At 66.9% G+C, this 18,234-nt stretch carries 14 protein-coding genes; 3 read left to right on the top strand and 11 right to left on the bottom strand.

Annotated features, from left to right (window positions below; translation table 11 throughout):
• Positions 1–36: 36 nt before the first annotated feature.
• Complete coding sequence (locus NX782_RS11335; RefSeq protein ID WP_258845556.1) at positions 37–1,086, bottom strand: NAD(P)-dependent alcohol dehydrogenase; 1,050 nt, start codon at positions 1,084–1,086, stop codon at positions 37–39.
• Positions 1,087–1,213: 127 nt separating this feature from the next.
• On the opposite strand from NX782_RS11335, the gene NX782_RS11340 reads away from it, so the two are divergent.
• On the top strand, positions 1,214–2,107 hold the full coding sequence (locus NX782_RS11340) for a LysR family transcriptional regulator (RefSeq protein WP_258845557.1): 894 nt from the start codon (positions 1,214–1,216) through the stop codon (positions 2,105–2,107).
• Between the two features lie 10 nt (positions 2,108–2,117).
• Here NX782_RS11340 and NX782_RS11345 read toward each other — a convergent pair whose 3' ends face one another.
• A complete protein-coding gene (locus NX782_RS11345; RefSeq protein ID WP_258845558.1) occupies positions 2,118–3,188 on the bottom strand; it encodes an acyl-CoA dehydrogenase family protein in 1,071 nt (356 codons plus the stop codon).
• 166 nt (positions 3,189–3,354) lie between these two features.
• Here NX782_RS11345 and NX782_RS11350 point away from each other — a divergent pair, with 166 nt between their 5' ends.
• Both NX782_RS11350 and NX782_RS11355 read left to right on the top strand, forming a co-directional pair.
• Positions 3,355–3,552 (top strand): hypothetical protein, encoded by a 198-nt coding sequence (locus NX782_RS11350; RefSeq protein ID WP_258845559.1) that lies wholly within the window; start codon positions 3,355–3,357, stop codon positions 3,550–3,552.
• A 93-nt stretch (positions 3,553–3,645) separates the two neighbouring features.
• Complete coding sequence (locus tag NX782_RS11355) at positions 3,646–4,863, top strand: YeeE/YedE family protein (RefSeq protein WP_258845560.1); 1,218 nt, start codon at positions 3,646–3,648, stop codon at positions 4,861–4,863.
• Here the strand turns inward: NX782_RS11355 and NX782_RS11360 are convergent, their stop codons facing one another.
• The 9 genes from NX782_RS11360 to NX782_RS11400 form a co-directional block, all read right to left on the bottom strand.
• Complete coding sequence (locus NX782_RS11360) at positions 4,864–5,532, bottom strand: cupin domain-containing protein (RefSeq protein ID WP_258845561.1); 669 nt, start codon at positions 5,530–5,532, stop codon at positions 4,864–4,866. It lies immediately after the preceding gene.
• Between the two features lie 9 nt (positions 5,533–5,541).
• Entirely contained in the window at positions 5,542–6,570 is a 1,029-nt protein-coding gene (locus NX782_RS11365; RefSeq protein ID WP_258845562.1) for an alpha/beta fold hydrolase, read from the bottom strand.
• 51 nt (positions 6,571–6,621) lie between these two features.
• On the bottom strand, positions 6,622–7,701 hold the full coding sequence (locus NX782_RS11370; RefSeq protein ID WP_258845563.1) for a DUF5694 domain-containing protein: 1,080 nt from the start codon (positions 7,699–7,701) through the stop codon (positions 6,622–6,624).
• Between the two features lie 187 nt (positions 7,702–7,888).
• Positions 7,889–9,691: a sensor histidine kinase gene (locus NX782_RS11375; RefSeq protein WP_258845564.1), complete on the bottom strand. Its 1,803-nt coding sequence runs from the start codon at positions 9,689–9,691 to the stop codon at positions 7,889–7,891.
• Between the two features lie 125 nt (positions 9,692–9,816).
• Positions 9,817–11,499, bottom strand: a complete 1,683-nt coding sequence (locus NX782_RS11380; RefSeq protein WP_258845565.1) for an alpha-amylase family glycosyl hydrolase — start codon at positions 11,497–11,499, stop codon at positions 9,817–9,819.
• 114 nt (positions 11,500–11,613) lie between these two features.
• Positions 11,614–13,245, bottom strand: coding sequence for an alpha-D-glucose phosphate-specific phosphoglucomutase (locus NX782_RS11385; protein WP_258845566.1), 1,632 nt, complete (start codon positions 13,243–13,245; stop codon positions 11,614–11,616).
• A gap of 85 nt (positions 13,246–13,330) precedes the next feature.
• Positions 13,331–14,656, bottom strand: a complete 1,326-nt coding sequence (locus NX782_RS11390) for an MFS transporter (protein WP_258845567.1) — start codon at positions 14,654–14,656, stop codon at positions 13,331–13,333.
• Positions 14,657–14,785: 129 nt separating this feature from the next.
• Positions 14,786–16,576: a DEAD/DEAH box helicase gene (locus tag NX782_RS11395; RefSeq protein ID WP_258845568.1), complete on the bottom strand. Its 1,791-nt coding sequence runs from the start codon at positions 16,574–16,576 to the stop codon at positions 14,786–14,788.
• 109 nt (positions 16,577–16,685) lie between these two features.
• Entirely contained in the window at positions 16,686–18,215 is a 1,530-nt protein-coding gene (locus tag NX782_RS11400; RefSeq protein WP_258845569.1) for a tryptophan halogenase family protein, read from the bottom strand.
• Between the last annotated feature and the right edge of the window lie 19 nt (positions 18,216–18,234).

Here is an 18,234-nt window from a genome sequence, read left to right on the forward strand (position 1 = left end):
CGTGTATCTTACGACAAGACCCAGCCCTGCCGCGCTTTATGCCGCCAGCGTCGCGCTGTCGATCACGAAGCGGTACTTCACGTCGCCCTTGAGCATGCGCTCGTAGGCGGCGTTGATCTCGTCGGCCTTGATCATCTCGATGTCGGCGACGATGCCGTGCTGCGCGCAGAAGTCCAGCATCTCCTGGGTTTCCGGGATCCCGCCGATCATCGAACCGGCGATCGCGCGGCGCTTGGTGATCAGGTTGAACACCTGCGGCGACGGGTGCGGCGACTCCGGTGCGCCGACCAGCACCATGGTGCCGTCGCGCTTGAGCAGCGTGAGGAAGGCGTCGAGGTCGTGCGGCGCCGCCACCGTGTTGACGATCAGGTCCAGCGATTTTGCGCGCGCGGCCATTTCCTCCGCGTTGCGCGAGACGACCACTTCGTGCGCACCCAGCGCATGCGCATCGGCGCGCTTCGATTCCGAGGTGGTGAAGGCGACCACGTGGGCGCCCATCGCGCGCGCCAGCTTGATACCCATGTGACCCAGGCCGCCGATGCCGACGATGCCGACCGTCTTGCCGGGACCCGCGTTCCAGTGGCGCAGCGGCGAATAGGTGGTGATGCCGGCGCACAGCAGCGGCGCGACGGCGGCCAGCTGCTCTTCCGCGTGCGTCACGCGCAGCACGAAGCGCTCGTGCACGACGATCTTTTCCGAGTAGCCGCCCAGCGTGTGGCCGGGCGCGTCCGGGGTCGCGCCGTTGTAGGTGCCGACCATGCCGTCGCAGTACTGCTCCAGGCCTTCTTCGCAATCGGCGCAATGCTGGCAGCTGTCGACCATGCAGCCGACGCCGACCAGGTCGCCGACGCGGTGCTTGTGGACGTGGTCGCCGACGGCCGAGACGCGGCCGACGATCTCGTGACCCGGCACGCAGGGGTAGAGGGTGCCGGCCCATTCGCTGCGCACGGTGTGCAGGTCGGAGTGGCAGACGCCGCAGAAGGCGATGTCGATCTGGACGTCGTGCGGACCCGGCGCGCGGCGGGTAATATCCATCGCTTCGAGCGGCTTGTCGCTGGCGTAGGCGCCGTAGGCTTTTACAGTCATGGGTTTGCTCCTTTTTTCGAGCCTGGCATCTTAAAGGCAAAACCGGGGCCGGAACGGTGCCAAAATTGCATGGGCTTATGAATTGTGCTCATGAATCGACCCGGTAATTAGGATTACACTGTCATCAATGGCCCGCGAAAACATCAACGATATCCTGGTTTTCCTCGCCGTCGCGCGCGAACGCAGCTTCACGCGCGCGGCAGCCAAGCTCGGCATGACCCAATCGGCGCTCAGCCATATCATCCGCGGGCTCGAAGAACGCCTCGGCGTGCGCCTGCTGACGCGCACCACGCGTAGCGTCTCGCCCACCGATGCCGGCGAGCGGCTGCTGCAGAACGTCGGGCCGCGCCTGGAAGAGATCGAAGCCGAGATCGCCGCCGTCAGCGACCTGGGCGACAAGCCGGCCGGCACGATCCGCATCACCGCCACCGACCACGTGGTCGACACCGTGCTGTGGCCGCGCCTGGCGACTATCCTGCCGCAATACCCCGACCTGCATGTGGAACTCAGCGCGGATTACCGGATGGTCGACATCGCGGCCGAGCGCTACGACATCGGCGTGCGCTTCGGCGACCAGGTCGAGAAGGACATGATCGCGGTGCGCCTGACGCCGGACGTGAAGATGGCGATCGTCGGCGCCCCGGCCTACTTTGCACGGCGGCCGGTGCCGGCATCGGTCCAGGACCTCATCAAGCACGACTGCATCAACCTGCGCCTGGCCAGCAAGGGCGGACTGTATGCCTGGGAGCTGCGCCAGGACGGGCGCGACATCGAGGTGCAGGTGCGCGGGCGGCTGGTCTTCAACGGCATCTACCAGATCCTGAATGCGGCGCTCAGCGGCTGCGGCCTGGGCTTCGTGCCGGCCGACCTGGCCGAACCGCACATTCGCGCGGGACAGCTCAAAAGCTTGATGGAAGCGTTCTGCCCGAGCTTTCCGGGCCTGCACGCCTACTACCCGAGCCGGCGCCAGAATTCGCGCGCGCTGGCGCTGGTGATCGAGACGATCCGCCACAAGGGCTAGGCCCTCGTCATCACGGCATCGCCGCGCGCTTGGCCAGCTCGCTCTTGAGCTGCACGGCGGTCGGCGTCAGGATCGTCAGGAAGGCCGCTTCGCGTGCGCGGCGGCCGAACTCCCGGCCGCTGGCCCCCAGCAGCGCCCGTCCGCCGAGGGCTTGCAATTCCACCTGCACGGCGCTCGTCGCCAGCTCGACCATGCGCAGGCGCAGCTGCAACAGCTCGCCCGGCCGTTCGCGCAGGGCGCCGCTGTCCAGCCCCGTGCACAAGGCCGCCTCATACGCATGCAGCGCCTCGTCCGCCGCCGCCAGTTCGCCGGCCAGGACGGCCGGCGCGTCATCGAGCGCCTGCCTTGCCGCGCGCAGCGATGCGCGCGCCAGGCCCAGCCCGAGGCCGCACTGGAAGCCGATGAAGGCCGGGCGGATGCCCGGCAGGAAAACCTTGGCTTGCGGGTGCAGCTGCCAGGACGGGTCGACCGGCACGTCGGCAAGGCGCAGCGCGCCCGTATTCGTGCCGCGCAGGGCCAGCAGGTCCAGATCCGGCTCGCGCCGCACGCCTGGCGCATCCGAGGGCACGGCGATGACGGCAGGGTTGTCGCCCTGCTCGTCCCCGGCCGCGAGCGCGACCACGAAACCGCCGGGATGCAGGTTGGTGGCCCATGGCACGCTGCCGTTCAGGCGCATGCCCTCGGGGCCGGCCGTGCAGGTCGTGCGCAGCCGGTCGAGGCCACCCAGGAATTTCATCGCATTCGACAGGCCGGGCGCACCGGCAAGCTGCCCCTGCTGCAAGGCCGGCATGAGCCGCCGGACCAGTTCCCGGTTCGGGCTGGCCAGCACGCATTCGATGAAGGCGCGCTGGGCCCAGAACACGAAGGCGGCGCTGAGCGTGTGCTCGGCGAGGCCGGCAACGACGCGCACGACCGCACCCAGAGGCGCACCGTCGCCGCCTTCGCTGCGCGGCACGCCGACACCGAACAAACCGGCTTGCGCCAGCTGCGCGAGCAGCGCGTCGCCGGCGGCAGGCGCCGTGTCGAGCGCTTCCGCACTTCCCTTGAGACTCAGAATCAGCGATTCGTCCAATACTGCCATCGTTCCACCCGATATGATTTACCGCACGCATCTTAAGTGAAAACAACATCCATACACAGGGCGAGCGCTTTCTCCGTCCTACAATCGCCCAGGACATGCTCCTATTGGCGCCCACGGGCAAAGGACTAGCATGGCAGCTATCGATCACCCTGCGAAGGAGTCCATCATGGCTGATAACGAACAGAAATCCCACGAAGGCGCCCTGCCCCCGGCCACCGGCAAGAACGAAACGGCCCAGGTGCCGCCCGGCTCGAAAACCGGCACCGATTCGCGCCAGAGCACGACCGGCGGCGCCTCGACGGGCGGCCCCGGCGGCCCGGACGCCGGCAGCGATGCGATGCCGGGCCGCAGCAACGCGCTGTAAGCGCCAAATGGTAGAGCATCAGGCAAACCCGGCCTGCAAAAATCGGCGAAACGGCGGAAAATAGAGGATTACGTCTTTATCGGATACCTACCCATGTCGGATACCATCTCCTTGCCAGTCCGCCCCCGGGTCGACATCAACCCGAAGCCGCTCGGCATCGCCCTGCTGCTCATCCTCGCCGGCGCGCTCTGGCTGGCGCAGGCCGTCAGCGTCAAGCAGGCCACCCTGTTCGTGGTCGGCGCCCTGCTCGGCCTTGCGCTCTACCACGCCGCCTTCGGCTTCACGTCCTCGTGGCGCGTCTTCATCGCCGACGGCCGCGGCGCCGGCCTGCGCGCGCAGATGCTGATGCTGGCGGTCGGCGTGGCGCTGTTCTTCCCGGCGCTGTCCGCCGGCACCCTGTTCGGCAATCCGGTCACGGGCCTGGTCTCGCCGGCCGGCACCTCGGTGGTGATCGGCGCCTTCATGTTCGGCATCGGCATGCAGCTGGGCGGCGGTTGCGCCTCCGGCACGCTGTACACGGTCGGCGGCGGCAGCACGCGCATGATCGTCACCCTGATCGCCTTCATTACCGGCTCCGTGATCGCCACCGCGCACATGCCGTTCTGGACCTCGCTGCCGCAACTGCAGCCGATCTCGCTGGTGAAGAGCCTGGGCCTGGGCCCGGCACTGCTGCTCAACTGGCTGGTGTTCGCCGCCATCGCCTTCATCACCGTCGTGGTCGAAAAGCGCCGCCACGGCAAGCTGGTGGTCCCGAACCTGCCGGCCGACCGCGCCGCCACCTGGCTGCATGGCCCGTGGCCGCTGGTGGCCGGCGCCATCGCGCTGGTGGTGCTCAACTTCGCCACGCTCGCGCTGTCCGGCCGCCCGTGGGGCGTGACCTCGGCCTTCGCGCTGTGGGGCGCCAAGGCCGCAGGGGCGATCGGCATCGACACCGCCAGCTGGACCTACTGGTCGACCAAGTCGAACGCCGCCGCACTGGCTGCGCCGGTATGGAAGGACGTGACCTCGGTGATGGACATCGGCATCGTGCTCGGCGCGATGCTGGCGGCCGCGCTCGCGGGCCGCTACGCGCCGAAGTGGCAGCTGCCGCTGCGCTCCTTCATCGCCGCCGTGGTCGGCGGCCTGATGCTCGGCTACGGCGCGCGTCTGGCCTACGGCTGCAACATCGGCGCCTACTTCAGCGGCATCGTCTCGGGCAGCCTGCACGGCTGGCTGTGGCTGGTGGCGGCGTTTGCCGGCAACGTGTTCGGCACGCGCCTGCGTCCACTGTTCGGCCTCGAAGTCGAGCGCATCAAGCAGAGCGGCTGCTAACTACGCCTCTACGGCCGGATGCGCCAGGTGTCCGGTCTTCAGATAAAAGCGCACGCCCTTCTCGCCGGCCGTGAAACCGGGCCGGTCGCCGGGCGGCAGGCGGATCCAGGTGCCGGGCTTGTAGCACCGGCCGCCATCGACGATGCGGCCTTCGAGCACCAGCAGCTCCGCACCGCCATCGACGTCCGGCAGGAGCATGCGCCCCGCACCCACGCGCTGCAGGGATACCTGCTCGTCAGCACTCGAGAACAGCGGACACACCATCCGGTCCTCGAAGCGCTGCCAGGCCGAGGCCAGGCGCGTATCGATGCGCACGCGGCTCGCGTCTCCCTGCGCCATCTGCCTTAACTTCACGAAGATGAGTGCTCCTTCCGCGCTCGACGGCTGGTGCGAGGTCCCGTCCGGATTGCGCAGGTACCAGCCGGCCGGGAAGTCCCCGGTCTCGTCCGAGAAGGTGCCGTCCAGGACCAGGATCTCCTCGCCGCCCGGATGCTGGTGCGGCGGAAAGCGCGAATCGGGAGCGTAGCGCACGATGCTGGTGGCGCGCGCCTTCTCGGCGCCGATCCGGTCCAGCATCAGGCGCTCGACGCCGGCCTGCGGCGAAGCGACCCAGTCATGCTGGCCGGGTTCGACGATGGCGCGCTGCGAAAAATCTGCGTTGATGCGCATGTGGCTTCCTTACTTTCCTTCCAGGCCTTTCAGCAGCGCCGCATGGAATGCCTTCGGATCCTGCATCTGCGGCGCGTGGCCCATGTTATCGAACTCCACCAGCGTCGCATGCGGAATCGCCTTGGCGGCGCGCTTGCCCAGCTCCGCGTAGTTGCCCAGCTTCGGCCGCAGCTCGGCGGGCGCGGCGTCCTTGCCGATGGCCGTGTTGTCCTTCGTCCCGATCAGCAGCAGCACCGGCATCTTCAGCAGCGGGAATTCGTAGACCACCGGCTGGGTGTAGATCATGTCGTACAGCAGGGCCGAATTCCAGGCCACGAGCTGCTTGCCCGGCCCGCGATAAAGACCGGCCAGCATCTGCACCCAGGGCTCGTACTCGGGCTTCCACTGGTTCACGTAATACGTCGATTTCTCGTAATTGCGGATCTTGTCGGCGGTCTGGCCCAGCTCGCGCTCGTACCATTTATCGACGCCCAGCGAAGGCACACCCAGCGCCTTCCAGTCTTCCAGGCCGATGGGGTTGGCCAGCACCAGCTGCTCGGTCTGGTCCGGGTACAGCAGGCCGTAGCGCACCGCCAGCATGCCGCCGGTCGAGTGGCCCATCACGGTCGCCTTCTTGACGCCGATGGCCTCCAGCAGCGCGTGGGTGTTCGCGGCGAGCTGCTGGAAGCTGTACTGATAGTGCTCGGGTTTGCTCGACTTGCAAAAGCCGACCTGGTCCGGCGCCACCACGCGGTAGCCGGCTTTCGTCAACGCCTCGATACTCTCTTTCCACGTGGCGCCGCAGAAGTTCTTGCCGTGCAGGAGGACCATGGTACGGCCGTTGGGCTTGGCCGGCTTCACGTCCATGTAGGCCATGTGCAGCTGGACGCCCTGCGAGGCGAAGCGGTATTGCTGCACCGGATAGGGATAGTCGAAGCCTTCGAGTTCGGGGCCGTAGGCCGGCTCGGCGGCATGGGCGGCGGCGGCCACGGCAAGGGTCGACAACAGGGCAGCAAATTGGCGAACAGAAGGGCGAACAGAGCGGCAGGAAACAGGCATCGTGCATCCTCGGTAGATTGCGATGCCTGCGAGTCTAGCCGATCCGCCGCATCACTTCAGCACCGCTGCCGCATCGACGATATCCACGCCCTGCAGCTGCCCCAGCCAGGCATCGAACCAGGGCTTGTGCGAGGCGCCCACGATCGACAGCACGCGCGCCGCCGGGCGTTCGCGGAAGGTCTCGCGGATGTTGGCGACCATGCGCAGGTTGCGCACCTCCCAGCCGCCGACGAACATGCGCGGATAGCCCTCCGGCGACGGCGAGCGCATGGCCGGGACGATATTGCCTTCGGCGAGCACCCGCAGGGACTGGGGGTCGTTGACCGAGCGGTACAGAGGCAGCAGGTCCGGCGCTGCCTTCAACGGCTCTTCGCGCTTGTTCATCGCGTCCAGCGCGGCGGCGCCTGAAGCCCAGGCGGCTTCCAGGGCCTTGAGGAAGGGCTTGATGTCCGGGACGTCGATCTTGTCGCCGGTATGGTTGTCGACGGCGTGGACCTGCTCCAGGCCCAGGCGGGACGCCAGACGCGCGGCAATCTGGATGCTCTCGTTGTTGCGCTTGCCGAGCCGTTCGAGCTGTTCGACCAGCGCGGCGCTCAGGCTGTCGCCGGCGTGCCGCTCGGCCTCGGGCAGGCGCAGCCACTGCACGTAGGCCGATACCGGTTCGTTCGCCGCCAGGAACAGCGCGGCCAGGCGCCGCCGCTGGGCCGGTGCCGGCGGCGTGGGCTGTGCGGGCCAGGCCTTGAGCGTCTTGCGCACTTCGTCGAGCGCCGCCGGTATCTCCAGACCGGTGGCTTCTCGCGCCTCGGCGGGCGCGGTGCAAAAGTCGGTACCGTATTTGGCCGGCTGGCGCAGCGCCAGGTCGCAATCCTCGCCCGGCTCGTCCTCGATCGTGATGATCTCGGGCCTGAAGCCGGCCAGGCGGTCCAGCACACCGTCCAGCGCCGCCGGCTTGAAGCTCTTCGGCATCTCGCGCAGATGCACCGTGCCCAGCACCAGTACCTGCGCCCGCGCGCCGACCATATCGCGATCGAGCACCGTCAGGTCGATCTGCGACTGCGCGTGCGCGGCAACCGGTACGGCAAGCGGCGCCGCCGCGATCGCTCCCCAAATCCACTTCGTCCACTTGCCCATCCCGCCATCTCCTTTCGATCCTTGGTTGCGATAGCTGATCAATGTAGGCAGAACCCGGAACAGCCACAACGACGAAGTGGACAGGATGCAAATTTCATGGCCCAGAATGCCGACACGCCGGATCGGCGGCTGGGCCGATCGCGGAATGCGGTTTCGATGACCCCGGTGCCGGAAACGGGAACGAAACCTAGACGGCCAGTTCGGCTTCGGCTTCGGCCAGCGCCGGCAGCGACACCACGAAGGTGCTGCCCTGGTCCTTGCCCTCGCTGCACACGCTCAGCGCGCCGCCATGCAGCTCGACCAGGCGCTTCGACAGGGCCAGGCCGACACCCAGGCCGCCCAGCGAGCGGTCGGTCTTGCGCGTCTCCTGGGTGAACAGCTCGAAGGCATGTTCCATCAGGTCGGCCGACATGCCGATGCCGTTGTCGCGCACCGCCAGCACGACCCGCTCCGCCGGCATCGACAGCTCGACCGCGATGCGGCCGCCCGCGGGCGTGTACTTGGTGGCGTTGTTGAGCAGGTTGGCCAGCACCTGCACCAGGCGCTTGCGGTCGCCCATCACCATGGCGGGGCCGGCGCCGGCCTGCGTTTCGATGCCCTGGCTTTTCGCCGCGGCCAGCGGCGCAACCTGTTCCACCGCTTCGGCGATCGCCTCCCGCAGGTCGACGGGGCGCAGGTCCAGCGCAATCTCGCCGCGGGTCACGCGCGAGACGTCCAGCAGGTCGTCGACGAGGCCGGTCATGTGGCGGGTCTGGCGCCCGATCATCTCGCCGAGCCGGCGCTGCTGCGCTTCGTCGGCCCTGGCCATGCGCAGCAGGTCGGCGGCCGAGGAAATCGGCGCCAGCGGATTGCGCAGCTCGTGCGCCAGCGTGGCCAGGAATTCGTCCTTGCGGCGGTCGGCCTGCACCATCGCCGACTCCCTGGCCTTGAGCTTCTTGAGCAGCGACTGCAGCGAGGTGCGCAGCACGCCGATCTCGCGGTAGGCGCCGGGGATCGGTGCGATGTCGTCGATGTCGCCGGCTTCGACCCTGCCCGCCGATGCGGCCAGCAGGTCCAGCGGCCGCGAGGTGCGTCCCGCCAGCCACAGCGCCAGCACGGCAAACAGCGCGGCGATGCACACGCCGCTCATCAGGACCTGGTAGCGCAGCTCGGCCACCGGCGCGTAAGCGGCGCCGAGGTCCTGGATGACCATGACGGTCCAGCCCAGGCCGGGCGAAAAACTGTGGCCCTGGCTCTTGCTGTAGCCGGCCAGGTAGGTTTTGCCGTCGCCGAAGCGCTCGACCGCGTAGCCGCTGGCGCCGCTGGCCGGGAAAGCCGGATTCTGCAAGGGCCGTGTGCCGATCAGCGCCTTGGGGCCCATGATGACCGCCATGTCCTTGCCGAGGATGAGGGTCTGGACCTGCTTGCGCTTGAGGAGCGGCAGCATGACCGACTTCTCGATGTCGGCGGCCCAGGCCAGGCTCAGGTGGGTGCCGAACACGCCGGCGATGCGGCCCTGCGCATCGCGGTAGGGAAAGGCGACGTCGATGAAGCGCATCGGCTCCTTCGCATCCTTGGGCTGCAGCAGCCTGGCCAGCAGCGCGGCCTCGTGCACGTCGGTCAGGTGCACGCCCTTCAGCGCATTCTTGAACCAGGGGCGGTGGGCGACGTTCACGCCTTCCAGCAGCCGGTTCGCCGACACCAGCACCTTGCCCTCGCTGTCGGTGATGCCGAGCCAGGCGTAATAGGCATAGGTGGTCTGCATCGCTTCGAGCAGGCGGCGCTTGTCGTCCAGCGTCGAAGCGGTGCCGGCGAGGCCGGCCTGGTTGGCCAGCAGCTGGACTTCGCGGACACGCTCGAACAGGCTGCGGTCCAGCTTGTCGGTGGCCTGGATCGCCAGCTCGGCAAACTGCTGGCCGATATCGGCCTCCTCGCGCTGGGTGAACAGCCGGTCGAGGACGCCGGCCAGCACCAGCGTGATCAGGAGCACCAGCCCGGACAGCAGAAGCATCAGCTGCGCCGATAGGCCAAGCCTGCCGGTCGCAGCCTGTATGTCGATGTATTTATTGCGCAGCATAGACGGACCAGCTAATCACGAACCTCGAAAGGATCGATCATACCCTAGTCCGAAGCGGCTCAATCCAATGCGATCAAGGCCACCGGCGCCCGCAGCTCGAACTGCACCTTGCCTTTCGCAACCACGGCGCTCTTGCCGGTGTACCAGTCGCGCACGGTCTGGCCGTCCGAGAACACCCCGGCGACCGGAATCGCCACGCTGCGGTCCTGCGGCAGGTCGAGCGCGACCACCACGCGGTCGCTCACGCCGTTCCTGTCAATGGTGCGCTTGAAAACGTAGGGGCTGGCCTGCAGCATCTGGTGCATGCCCGCGCCCACGGCCGGATGCGCGTGGCGGAAGCGGCCCAGACGTGCCCAGTGGTCGCGGACCTCGGCCACGCCGAACAGGCCGACGCGGGTGTTGTTCTTCAGCTGGTCCCAGTTCATGAAGGAGCGCAGGTTGGCGTCGCCTTCCGCGCCCTCGATCTTGAGCACGCGCGCGGTTTCGTCGCCGTAGTAGACCTGGGCCGCGCCCGGCGCCAGCAGCAGTTTGTTGGCCGCTTCCATCGGATGCTGGCGCAGCGCGTCGAAGGGGTTGCCGTCGTCGTGCGAGTCCAGGTAGTTCAGTACCGAGACGCCCTTCAGCGGGCCGTGCAGCGCCTGCGAATACGAAGAGAACAGCTGCTCGTAGCCCTGGCGCGCATCGCCCGCCATGCTGAAGTTGATCATGCTGTCGAAGCCGTTGCTGTAATAGTCGGCCTTCGTGCCGCCGTCGTAGGTGAATTCGCGGCCGGCCTTGAGCGAATAGCCGTAGGTTTCGGCGGTCATGAAGAACGGCAGGTCGCCCAGCTTGGCCACCGTCTGCTTGCCGGCCGGGGTGCGCTTCCAGTCCTCGTAGGCGCTGCCGGCGACCTTCTTGAGTTCCTTCCAGATGCCCGGCTCGGTGTGCTTGACGGTGTCGGCGCGGAAGCCGTCGAAGCCATACTTGCGCACCCAGTCGGCATGCCATTTCATCAGGTAGTAGCGCGGCGCGCGCGGGTAGCCGGTGCGCTTGAAGAAGTCGTTCAGCTCGGCCGTCTCGCGCTCGTAGCGCCCTTCCTTCTTCCACTTGGCGACCAGCGCCGGCGGCACATCGACCTTCTCGTTGCTGTCGGTGCGGAAGTCCGGCAGGTTCTTCACCAGCGTGCACTCGACCGTACCCTTGAAGTCCTTGAAGTTACAGGCAGGCTCGGTGCGCACCCAGCCGGCCGGCCACACCGGGTCTTCCGCGGTCACGGGACCGGTGTGGTTCATCACCACGTCCAGCAGCACGCGAATGCCGCGCGCGTGGGCGGCGTCGACCAGCTCGTGCATCTCCTTTTCGGTGCCGAGATTCGCATCGACGGCCGTGAAGTCGCGCGCCCAGTAGCCGTGGAAGCCGTAGGATTTACCGGTGCCCTCGTCGGTCGAGCCGTGGATCTGCTCGACCGGCGGCGTGATCCAGATCGCGTCCACGCCCAGGTCGTCGAAGTAGCCTTCCTTGATTTTCTGCGTGACCCCGGCCAGGTCGCCGCCCATGAAGCCGCGGGCGACAGCCGCATCGTCCTTGCGGCCATAGGCGTGGTCATTGGCCGGGTTACCGTTGTTGAAGCGGTCCGTCAGCAGGAAGTAGACGGTCGCGTTCTCCCAGGTGAACGGCTTTCCTTTGACCGGCGCCAGGTCCGGCGCGGCGGACGCGGTGCCGAAGGCGAGCATCAGGGAAACGGCAAGGGCAGAAAATTTCATGCAAGGTCCTTATTCAAGTTGCCTCGTCATTCCCGCGGAAGCGGGAATCCATGCTGAGTCGGCTGAAGTGGCTCATTATGGATTCCCGCCTTCGCGGGAATGACGGGGGTGGGGTTAGGTGATAACACTCGGTTCTGTGCGCCCGGTGCGCTGCTTCAGTTCCGACACCTGTTCGGCAATGGCGATCAAAGGCGCCAGCGCTTCCTGGGTATCGAGATTGTGGCGCGACGGGTCGGCCTCGTAGCGTTCGAGGTAGACCCGCACGGTCGCGCCTTCGGTGCCGGTGCCGGACAGGCGCAGCACGATGCGCGAGCCGTCCGTCATGATGATGCGGATGCCCTGGCGGGTCGCGACCGACTTGTCGACCGGGTCGGTGTAGACGAAATCGTCGGCCTGCGAGACGCGGAACTCGCCGAAGGTCTGGCCGGCCAGCGATTCCAGCTTCGCGCGCAGGTCGACCATCATGCGGTCGGCGGCATGCGCGTCCACGGCTTCGTAGTCGTGGCGCGAATAGTAGTTGCGGCCAAAGCGTGCCCAGTGCTCCTCGACGATCTGGTTGACCGATTTGCCGGTCGCGGCAATCAGGTTCAGCCAGAACAGCACGGCCCACACGCCATCCTTTTCGCGGATGTGGTTGGAGCCGGTGCCGTAGCTCTCCTCGCCGCACAGGGTGGCCAGGTTCGCGTCGAGCAGGTTGCCGAAGTACTTCCAGCCGGTCGGGGTCTCGAAACAGGAGATGCCCAGCGCGGCGGCGACCCGGTCGGCCGCCTGCGAGGTCGGCATCGAGCGCGCGATGCCGCGGATGCCGTCGCGGTAGCCCGGCGCCAGCGTCGCATTCGCGGCGATGATGGCCAGGCTGTCCGAAGGCGCCACGGCGAGATTGCGGCCGACGATCATGTTGCGGTCGCCGTCGCCGTCCGAGGCCGCGCCGAATTCCGGTGCATCGGCGCCGTTCATCAGGGCCACCAGTTCGGCGGCGTTGACCGGGTTCGGGTCCGGGTGGTGGCCGCCGAAGTCTTCCATCGGCTCGGCGTTGATGACGGTGCCGGCCGGCGCACCCAGCATGCCTTCGATGATGGCTTTCGCGTAGGGGCCGGAGACCGCGCTCATGCCGTCGAAGCGCATCGTGAAGCCGCGGCCGAACAGCGCGCGGATGGCGTCGAAGTCGAACAGGCGGCCCATCAGCTCCGCGTAGTCGGCCACCGGGTCGATCACCTCGACCGCCATCTCTTCCAGCCGCGTGCTGCCGATCCGGTCGAGGTCGACCGGGCCGGCGTCGCTGATACGGTATTCGGTGAGCACCTGGGTATGGGCGAAGATGGCCTCGGTGATCTTTTCGGGGGCCGGGCCGCCGTTTTCGATGTTGTACTTAATGCCGAAGTCGCCGTCCGGGCCGCCGGGATTGTGGCTGGCCGAGAGCACGATGCCGCCAAAGGCGCCGTGCTTGCGGATCACGCAGCTGACCGCCGGCGTGGAGAGGATGCCGCCGCGTCCGACCAGCACCTTCGCCACTTTATGCGCGGCGGCCATGCGCAGGATGGTCTGGATCGCGTTGCGGTTGAAGAAACGGCCGTCGCCCCCGAGCACGAGGGTGCGGCCGCGCGCTTCGCCCAGGGTCAGGAAAATCGCCTCGACGAAGTTTTCGAGGTAGCCGGGCTGCTGGAACTCGGTCACCTTCTTGCGCAGACCCGAGGTGCCTGGGCGCTGCCCGGCAAACGGCGTGGTCGCCACGGTTTGAATCGTCATTTGTTGCGCTCCTGTCGTATTCGTTGATGCATGGGTTTGTTGTCAAACCATTACGATACGCGAGGAGCGCAAAATGTGTCGCAACTTACTTTTCGGCTTTATCCGTGACAAACATCGTCAATACGGCCGCCAGCACCATGCAGGCGCCGCCCAGTACCAGGGTGTTGACCGTGTGGCCGCCGAACAGGTGCTTGGTGAAGAAGCCGAGCAGCAGGCCGCTGACGATCTGCGGAATTGTGATGAAGAAGTTGAACAGACCCATGTAGTAGCCCATGCGGCTGGCGGGCAGCGCGCCGGCCAGGATCGCATACGGCATGGTCAGGATGCTGGCCCAGGCGATGCCCACGCCGATCATCGGCAGGGTCAGCATCGCCTTGTCATGGATGAAGAACATGCTGGCCAGCGACAGGCCGCCGATCGTCAGCGACAGCGCGTGGCAGAACTTGCGGCTGGTGGCGCGCGCCAGCACCGGCAGCAGGAAAGCCGCCAGGGCCGACACACCGCTATAAATCGCGAACATCACGCCGACGTAGTTGCCGGCTTCCTGGTACGCAGCCGATTGCGCGTCGGTGGTGCCGTAGACGTTGTCGGCGATCGCGGTGCCGGTGTAGATCCACATCGCGAACAGCGCGATCCAGCTGAAGAACTGGACGAAGGCCAGCTGCACCATGGTTTTCGGCATCTGGCCGAAGCCGCCGACGATCTCGCGCAGGGCCACGCCGAAGCTGCGCGCGTGCTTGCGCTGGGCCTGGAAGCGGTCCATGTCCGGCGGCGGCAGTTCGGTGGCGGTGAACACGGTCCAGCTGACGGCGGCCAGGAACACGGCGCCGCCGACGTAGAAGGAGTAGCGTACGGTGTCCGGGATCGCGCCGTTCACCGGCACGTTGGACACGCCCAGGTAGTCCGAGAAGATCATCGGCAGCAGCGAGGCGATCACCGCGCCGCAGCCGATGAAGAAGGTCTGCATCGCGAAGCCCGCGGTCTGCTGCGAGGTATCGAGCTTGTCGCCCACAAAAGCGCGGAACGGCTCCATCGACACGTTGATCGCGGCGTCCATCATCCACAGCACGGCCACCGCCATCCAGACGGCCGAGGAATTCGGCATCAGGAACAGGGCGATGGCGGCCAGGATGGCGCCCAGGAAGAAGAAGGGACGGCGGCGGCCCCAGGTCGGGTGCCAGGTATTGTCGCTGAGGTAGCCGATGATGGGCTGCACCAGCAGGCCCGTCACGGGCGCGGCCAGCCAGCCGAGCGGCAGGTCGTCGGCCGATGCGCCGAGCGTGGCGAAGATCCGGCTGGTGTTCACGTTCTGCAGGGCGAAGCCGAACTGGATGCCGAAGAAGCCGAAGCTCATGTTCCACAGCTGCCAGAACGACAGGCGCGGCTTGAGCGAATGAGTTTGCATTTCCATCTGTGTCCCCTAACGCTGCCCGGATTCGTGCCGGACCAGCTCCATGTAGCAAAGTAACATGGGGATTGTTGAGTGTCAACGTAACAACGCCCGCGGACGCGGGCGTTTTGTAGTCAAATTACGACTGCATTACGATTTCTTGTACGGCTTCTTCTCGCCGAACTTCTTCTTCGGCGCGGCCTTGATCGGCTCCTCGCCGTCGCGCGTGATGTTCAGCTGGCGGCCGGCCACCCAGACCTTCTGCAGGTGCTGCAGCAGGTCCTGCGGCAGGTCGGCCGGCATGTCGAGGGTCGAGTAGTCGTCGTAGATCTCGATGCGGCCGATTTCCTTGGACGGGATGCCGCCCTCGTTGGCGATCGCACCGACGATGTTGCCCGGCTTGACGCTGTTCGCGTGGCCGACTTCGATGCGGTAGGTCGCCATGCCCGGTTCCGGCGCACGCATCACGCGCTCCTTCCTGAAGCTCTCGCGCGGCTGGGCGAAGGCTTCGCGGGTCGGACGCTGCGGGCGGTCTTCGCTGCCGAAGCTTTCGCGGCCGCCGCGGGCCGGGCGCTCGGGACGGTCCTGCCATTCCGGCACCGGTTTCGGTTCGCGGTCCGGCTTCTCCAGCAGCAGCGGCTCGTCGCCGCGGTTCAGCCTGGCCAGGGCGGCGGCGATGTCGATCGCCGGCACGTTGTGCTCGCGCTCGTACTCTTCGATCAGGGTGCGGAACATCTCCAGGCCGCCGGCGGCAAGCGCTTCGCCGATCTGGTCCTTGAACTTCGCGATGCGCACGTCGTTGACGGCCTTGATGGTCGGCAGCGTCAAGGGAGCGACCGGCTGGCGGGTGGCGCGCTCGATCGCCTTCAGCAGGCCGCGCTCGCGCGGGGTGACGAACAGGATGGCGTCGCCGCTGCGGCCGGCGCGGCCGGTGCGGCCGATGCGGTGGGTGTAGCTTTCCGGGTCCGACGGCACGTCGTAGTTGATCACGTGGGTGATGCGCTCGACGTCCAGGCCGCGCGCGGCGACGTCGGTGGCGACCAGGATGTCGATCTTGCCGTTCTTGAGCTGCTCGATGGTGCGCTCGCGCTGCTGCTGCGCCAGGTCGCCGTTGATGGCGGCGGCGGCGAAGCCGCGTGCCTGCAGTTTGCTCGCCAGTTCCTCGGTGCCCAGCTTGGTGCGCGCGAAGATGATCATGCCGTCGAAGGGTTCCGCCTCCAGGATGCGGGTCAGCGCTTCCAGCTTCTGCAGGCCGGCCACCAGCCAGTAGCGCTGGGTGATGTTAACGGCGGTGGTGGTCTTGGCCGCCACCGTCACTTCCTTCGGCTCGTTCAGGTAGGTGTTGGCGATGCGCTTGATCTGCGGCGGCATGGTGGCCGAGAACAGCGCGGTCTGGCGCGATTCCGGGGTCTCCTGCAGGATGCGTTCGACGTCGTCGATGAAGCCCATGCGCAGCATCTCGTCGGCTTCGTCCAGCACCAGGGTCGTCAGCTGCGAGAGGTCGAGCGTGCCCTTGTCCAGGTGGTCGATCACGCGGCCCGGGGTGCCGACCACGACCTGCGCGCCGCGGCGCAGTGCCGACAGCTGCGGACCGTAGGCCTGGCCGCCGTAGATCGGCAGCACGTGGAAGTTCTTCAGGTGCGCGGCATAGCTCTGGAAGGCTTCGGCCACCTGGATCGCCAGTTCGCGCGTCGGCGCCAGCACCAGCGCCTGCACGGCAGGGTTCTTGACGTCGATGCGCGACAGGACCGGCAGCGCGAAGGCCGCGGTCTTGCCGGTTCCGGTCTGGGCCTGTCCCAGCACGTCGCGGCCTTCCATCAGGAGGGGAATGGTGGCGGCCTGGATCGGCGACGGCGTTTCGTAGCCAACCTCCTTCAGCGCTTTCAGAATCGGCGCGGGGATGTTCAGGTCGGCAAACGTCGGGAGCGGGGTGTCATGCATGTAGGAAATTCTCTTAAAAATTTGAGGCAAACCTACAGTTTACTCTTTCGCGGCCTGCAAGGCCCGATTATTTGATGCGGGGCGCCCGGAAAACGACGCCCCGCGCCGCTCAGCGGCGGGCGGAACCCGGCTGCCCCGCTGCCGCCACCGCCTCGATGAACTGCTTGTGGGTCGGCATGACATCGACACACTTGCCGATCACCCGCTCGATATCGCCGAGGATGCCGCGCAGCTCCTTGTCGCCCATCAGGTCGACCAGCGGGTTGTAGCCCACCGGGCGCACGCCCTGGCCATGCAGCACCTGCTGCCAGCCGATCGGCGTGAACAGCTCTTCGTTCTCGCGCACCACGCGGCCGTGGGCCTTGTACAGGTCCATCTTGCGGCGCAGCGTGTCCGGCACGGCCATCGTGCGCACGTGGTCCCAGAACGGGGTGTCGTCGCGGGCGGTGGCGTGGTAATGCAGGATCAGGAAGTCGCGGATGCGCTCGACCTCGAAGTCGCACTGGCGATTGAACTCGTCGATATCGGCCTGGTGGAAGCCGGCGTCCGGGAAGAAGGCCAGCAGGCGCGAGATGGTCGACTGGATCAGGTGGATCGAGGTCGATTCGAGCGGCTCGAGGAAGCCCGAGGACAGCCCGACCGCGACCACGTTCTTGTTCCATACCTTGTTGCGCTTGCCGGCCGTGAAGCGCAGCAGCTTCGGATCGGCCAGCGCCTCGCCGTCCAGGTTCGCCATCAGGATGCCGGCGGCTTCGTCGTCGCTCATGAAGCGGCTCGCGTACACGTGGCCGTTGCCGGTGCGGTGCTGCAGGCCGATGCGCCACTGCCAGCCGGCCGGCCTTGCGGTGGCGGTCGTATACGGCAGCAGTTCGCCGGACAGCGCGCAGGGCACGGCCCAGGCGCGGTCGCAGGGCAGCCAGTGGCTCCAGTCCTCGAAGCCTGTTTTGAGGGTCTGCTCGATCAGCAGGCCGCGGAAGCCCGTGCAATCCAGGAACAGGTCGCCGGCCACCACCTCGCCGCGCTCGAGCACCACCGATTCGATGAAGCCGTCGTTCGGGCGCTGGCGCACCTCGACCACCTTGCCTTCGGTGCGGCGCACGCCGTGCGCTTCGGCGTACTTGCGCAGGTAGCGCGCATACAGGCCGGCGTCGAGATGGAAGGCATACACGATCTCGGCCAGCGGCGAATTCGGGGTCTCGCTGGACGGCCGCATGAATTTGTTGGCGCGCGCCGCCATGCGGTTGATCGAAAAGTGTTCGAGGTCGGGCGCGATGCCGGCCTGGTAGGCCTTCAGCCAGTACTGGAAGAAGTCGACGGTCCAGAGGTCCTGGCCGAAGCGGCCGAAGCCGTGCATGTAGCGCTCGCCCGGACGGCTCCAGTCCTTGAACTCGATGCCGAGCTTGAAGGTGGCTTTCGTCTCGCGCACGAATTCGTCTTCGTTGATGCCGAGGACGTCGTTGAAGAGGCGGATCATCGGAATCGTCGATTCGCCGACGCCGACGGTGGAGATCTCGTCCGATTCGACGAGGCGGATGGCGATCTTGCCCTGCAGCAGGCGGGACAGCGCGGCGGCGGCCATCCAGCCGGCGGTCCCGCCGCCGACGATCACGAGTTCTTGAATGGGAGTCTGGGTGGTCATGTTCACAGGATACAAAAAA

Source organism: Massilia norwichensis, from assembly GCF_024753245.1.
In the GTDB taxonomy this organism is placed as follows: domain Bacteria; phylum Pseudomonadota; class Gammaproteobacteria; order Burkholderiales; family Burkholderiaceae_D; genus Telluria; species Telluria norwichensis.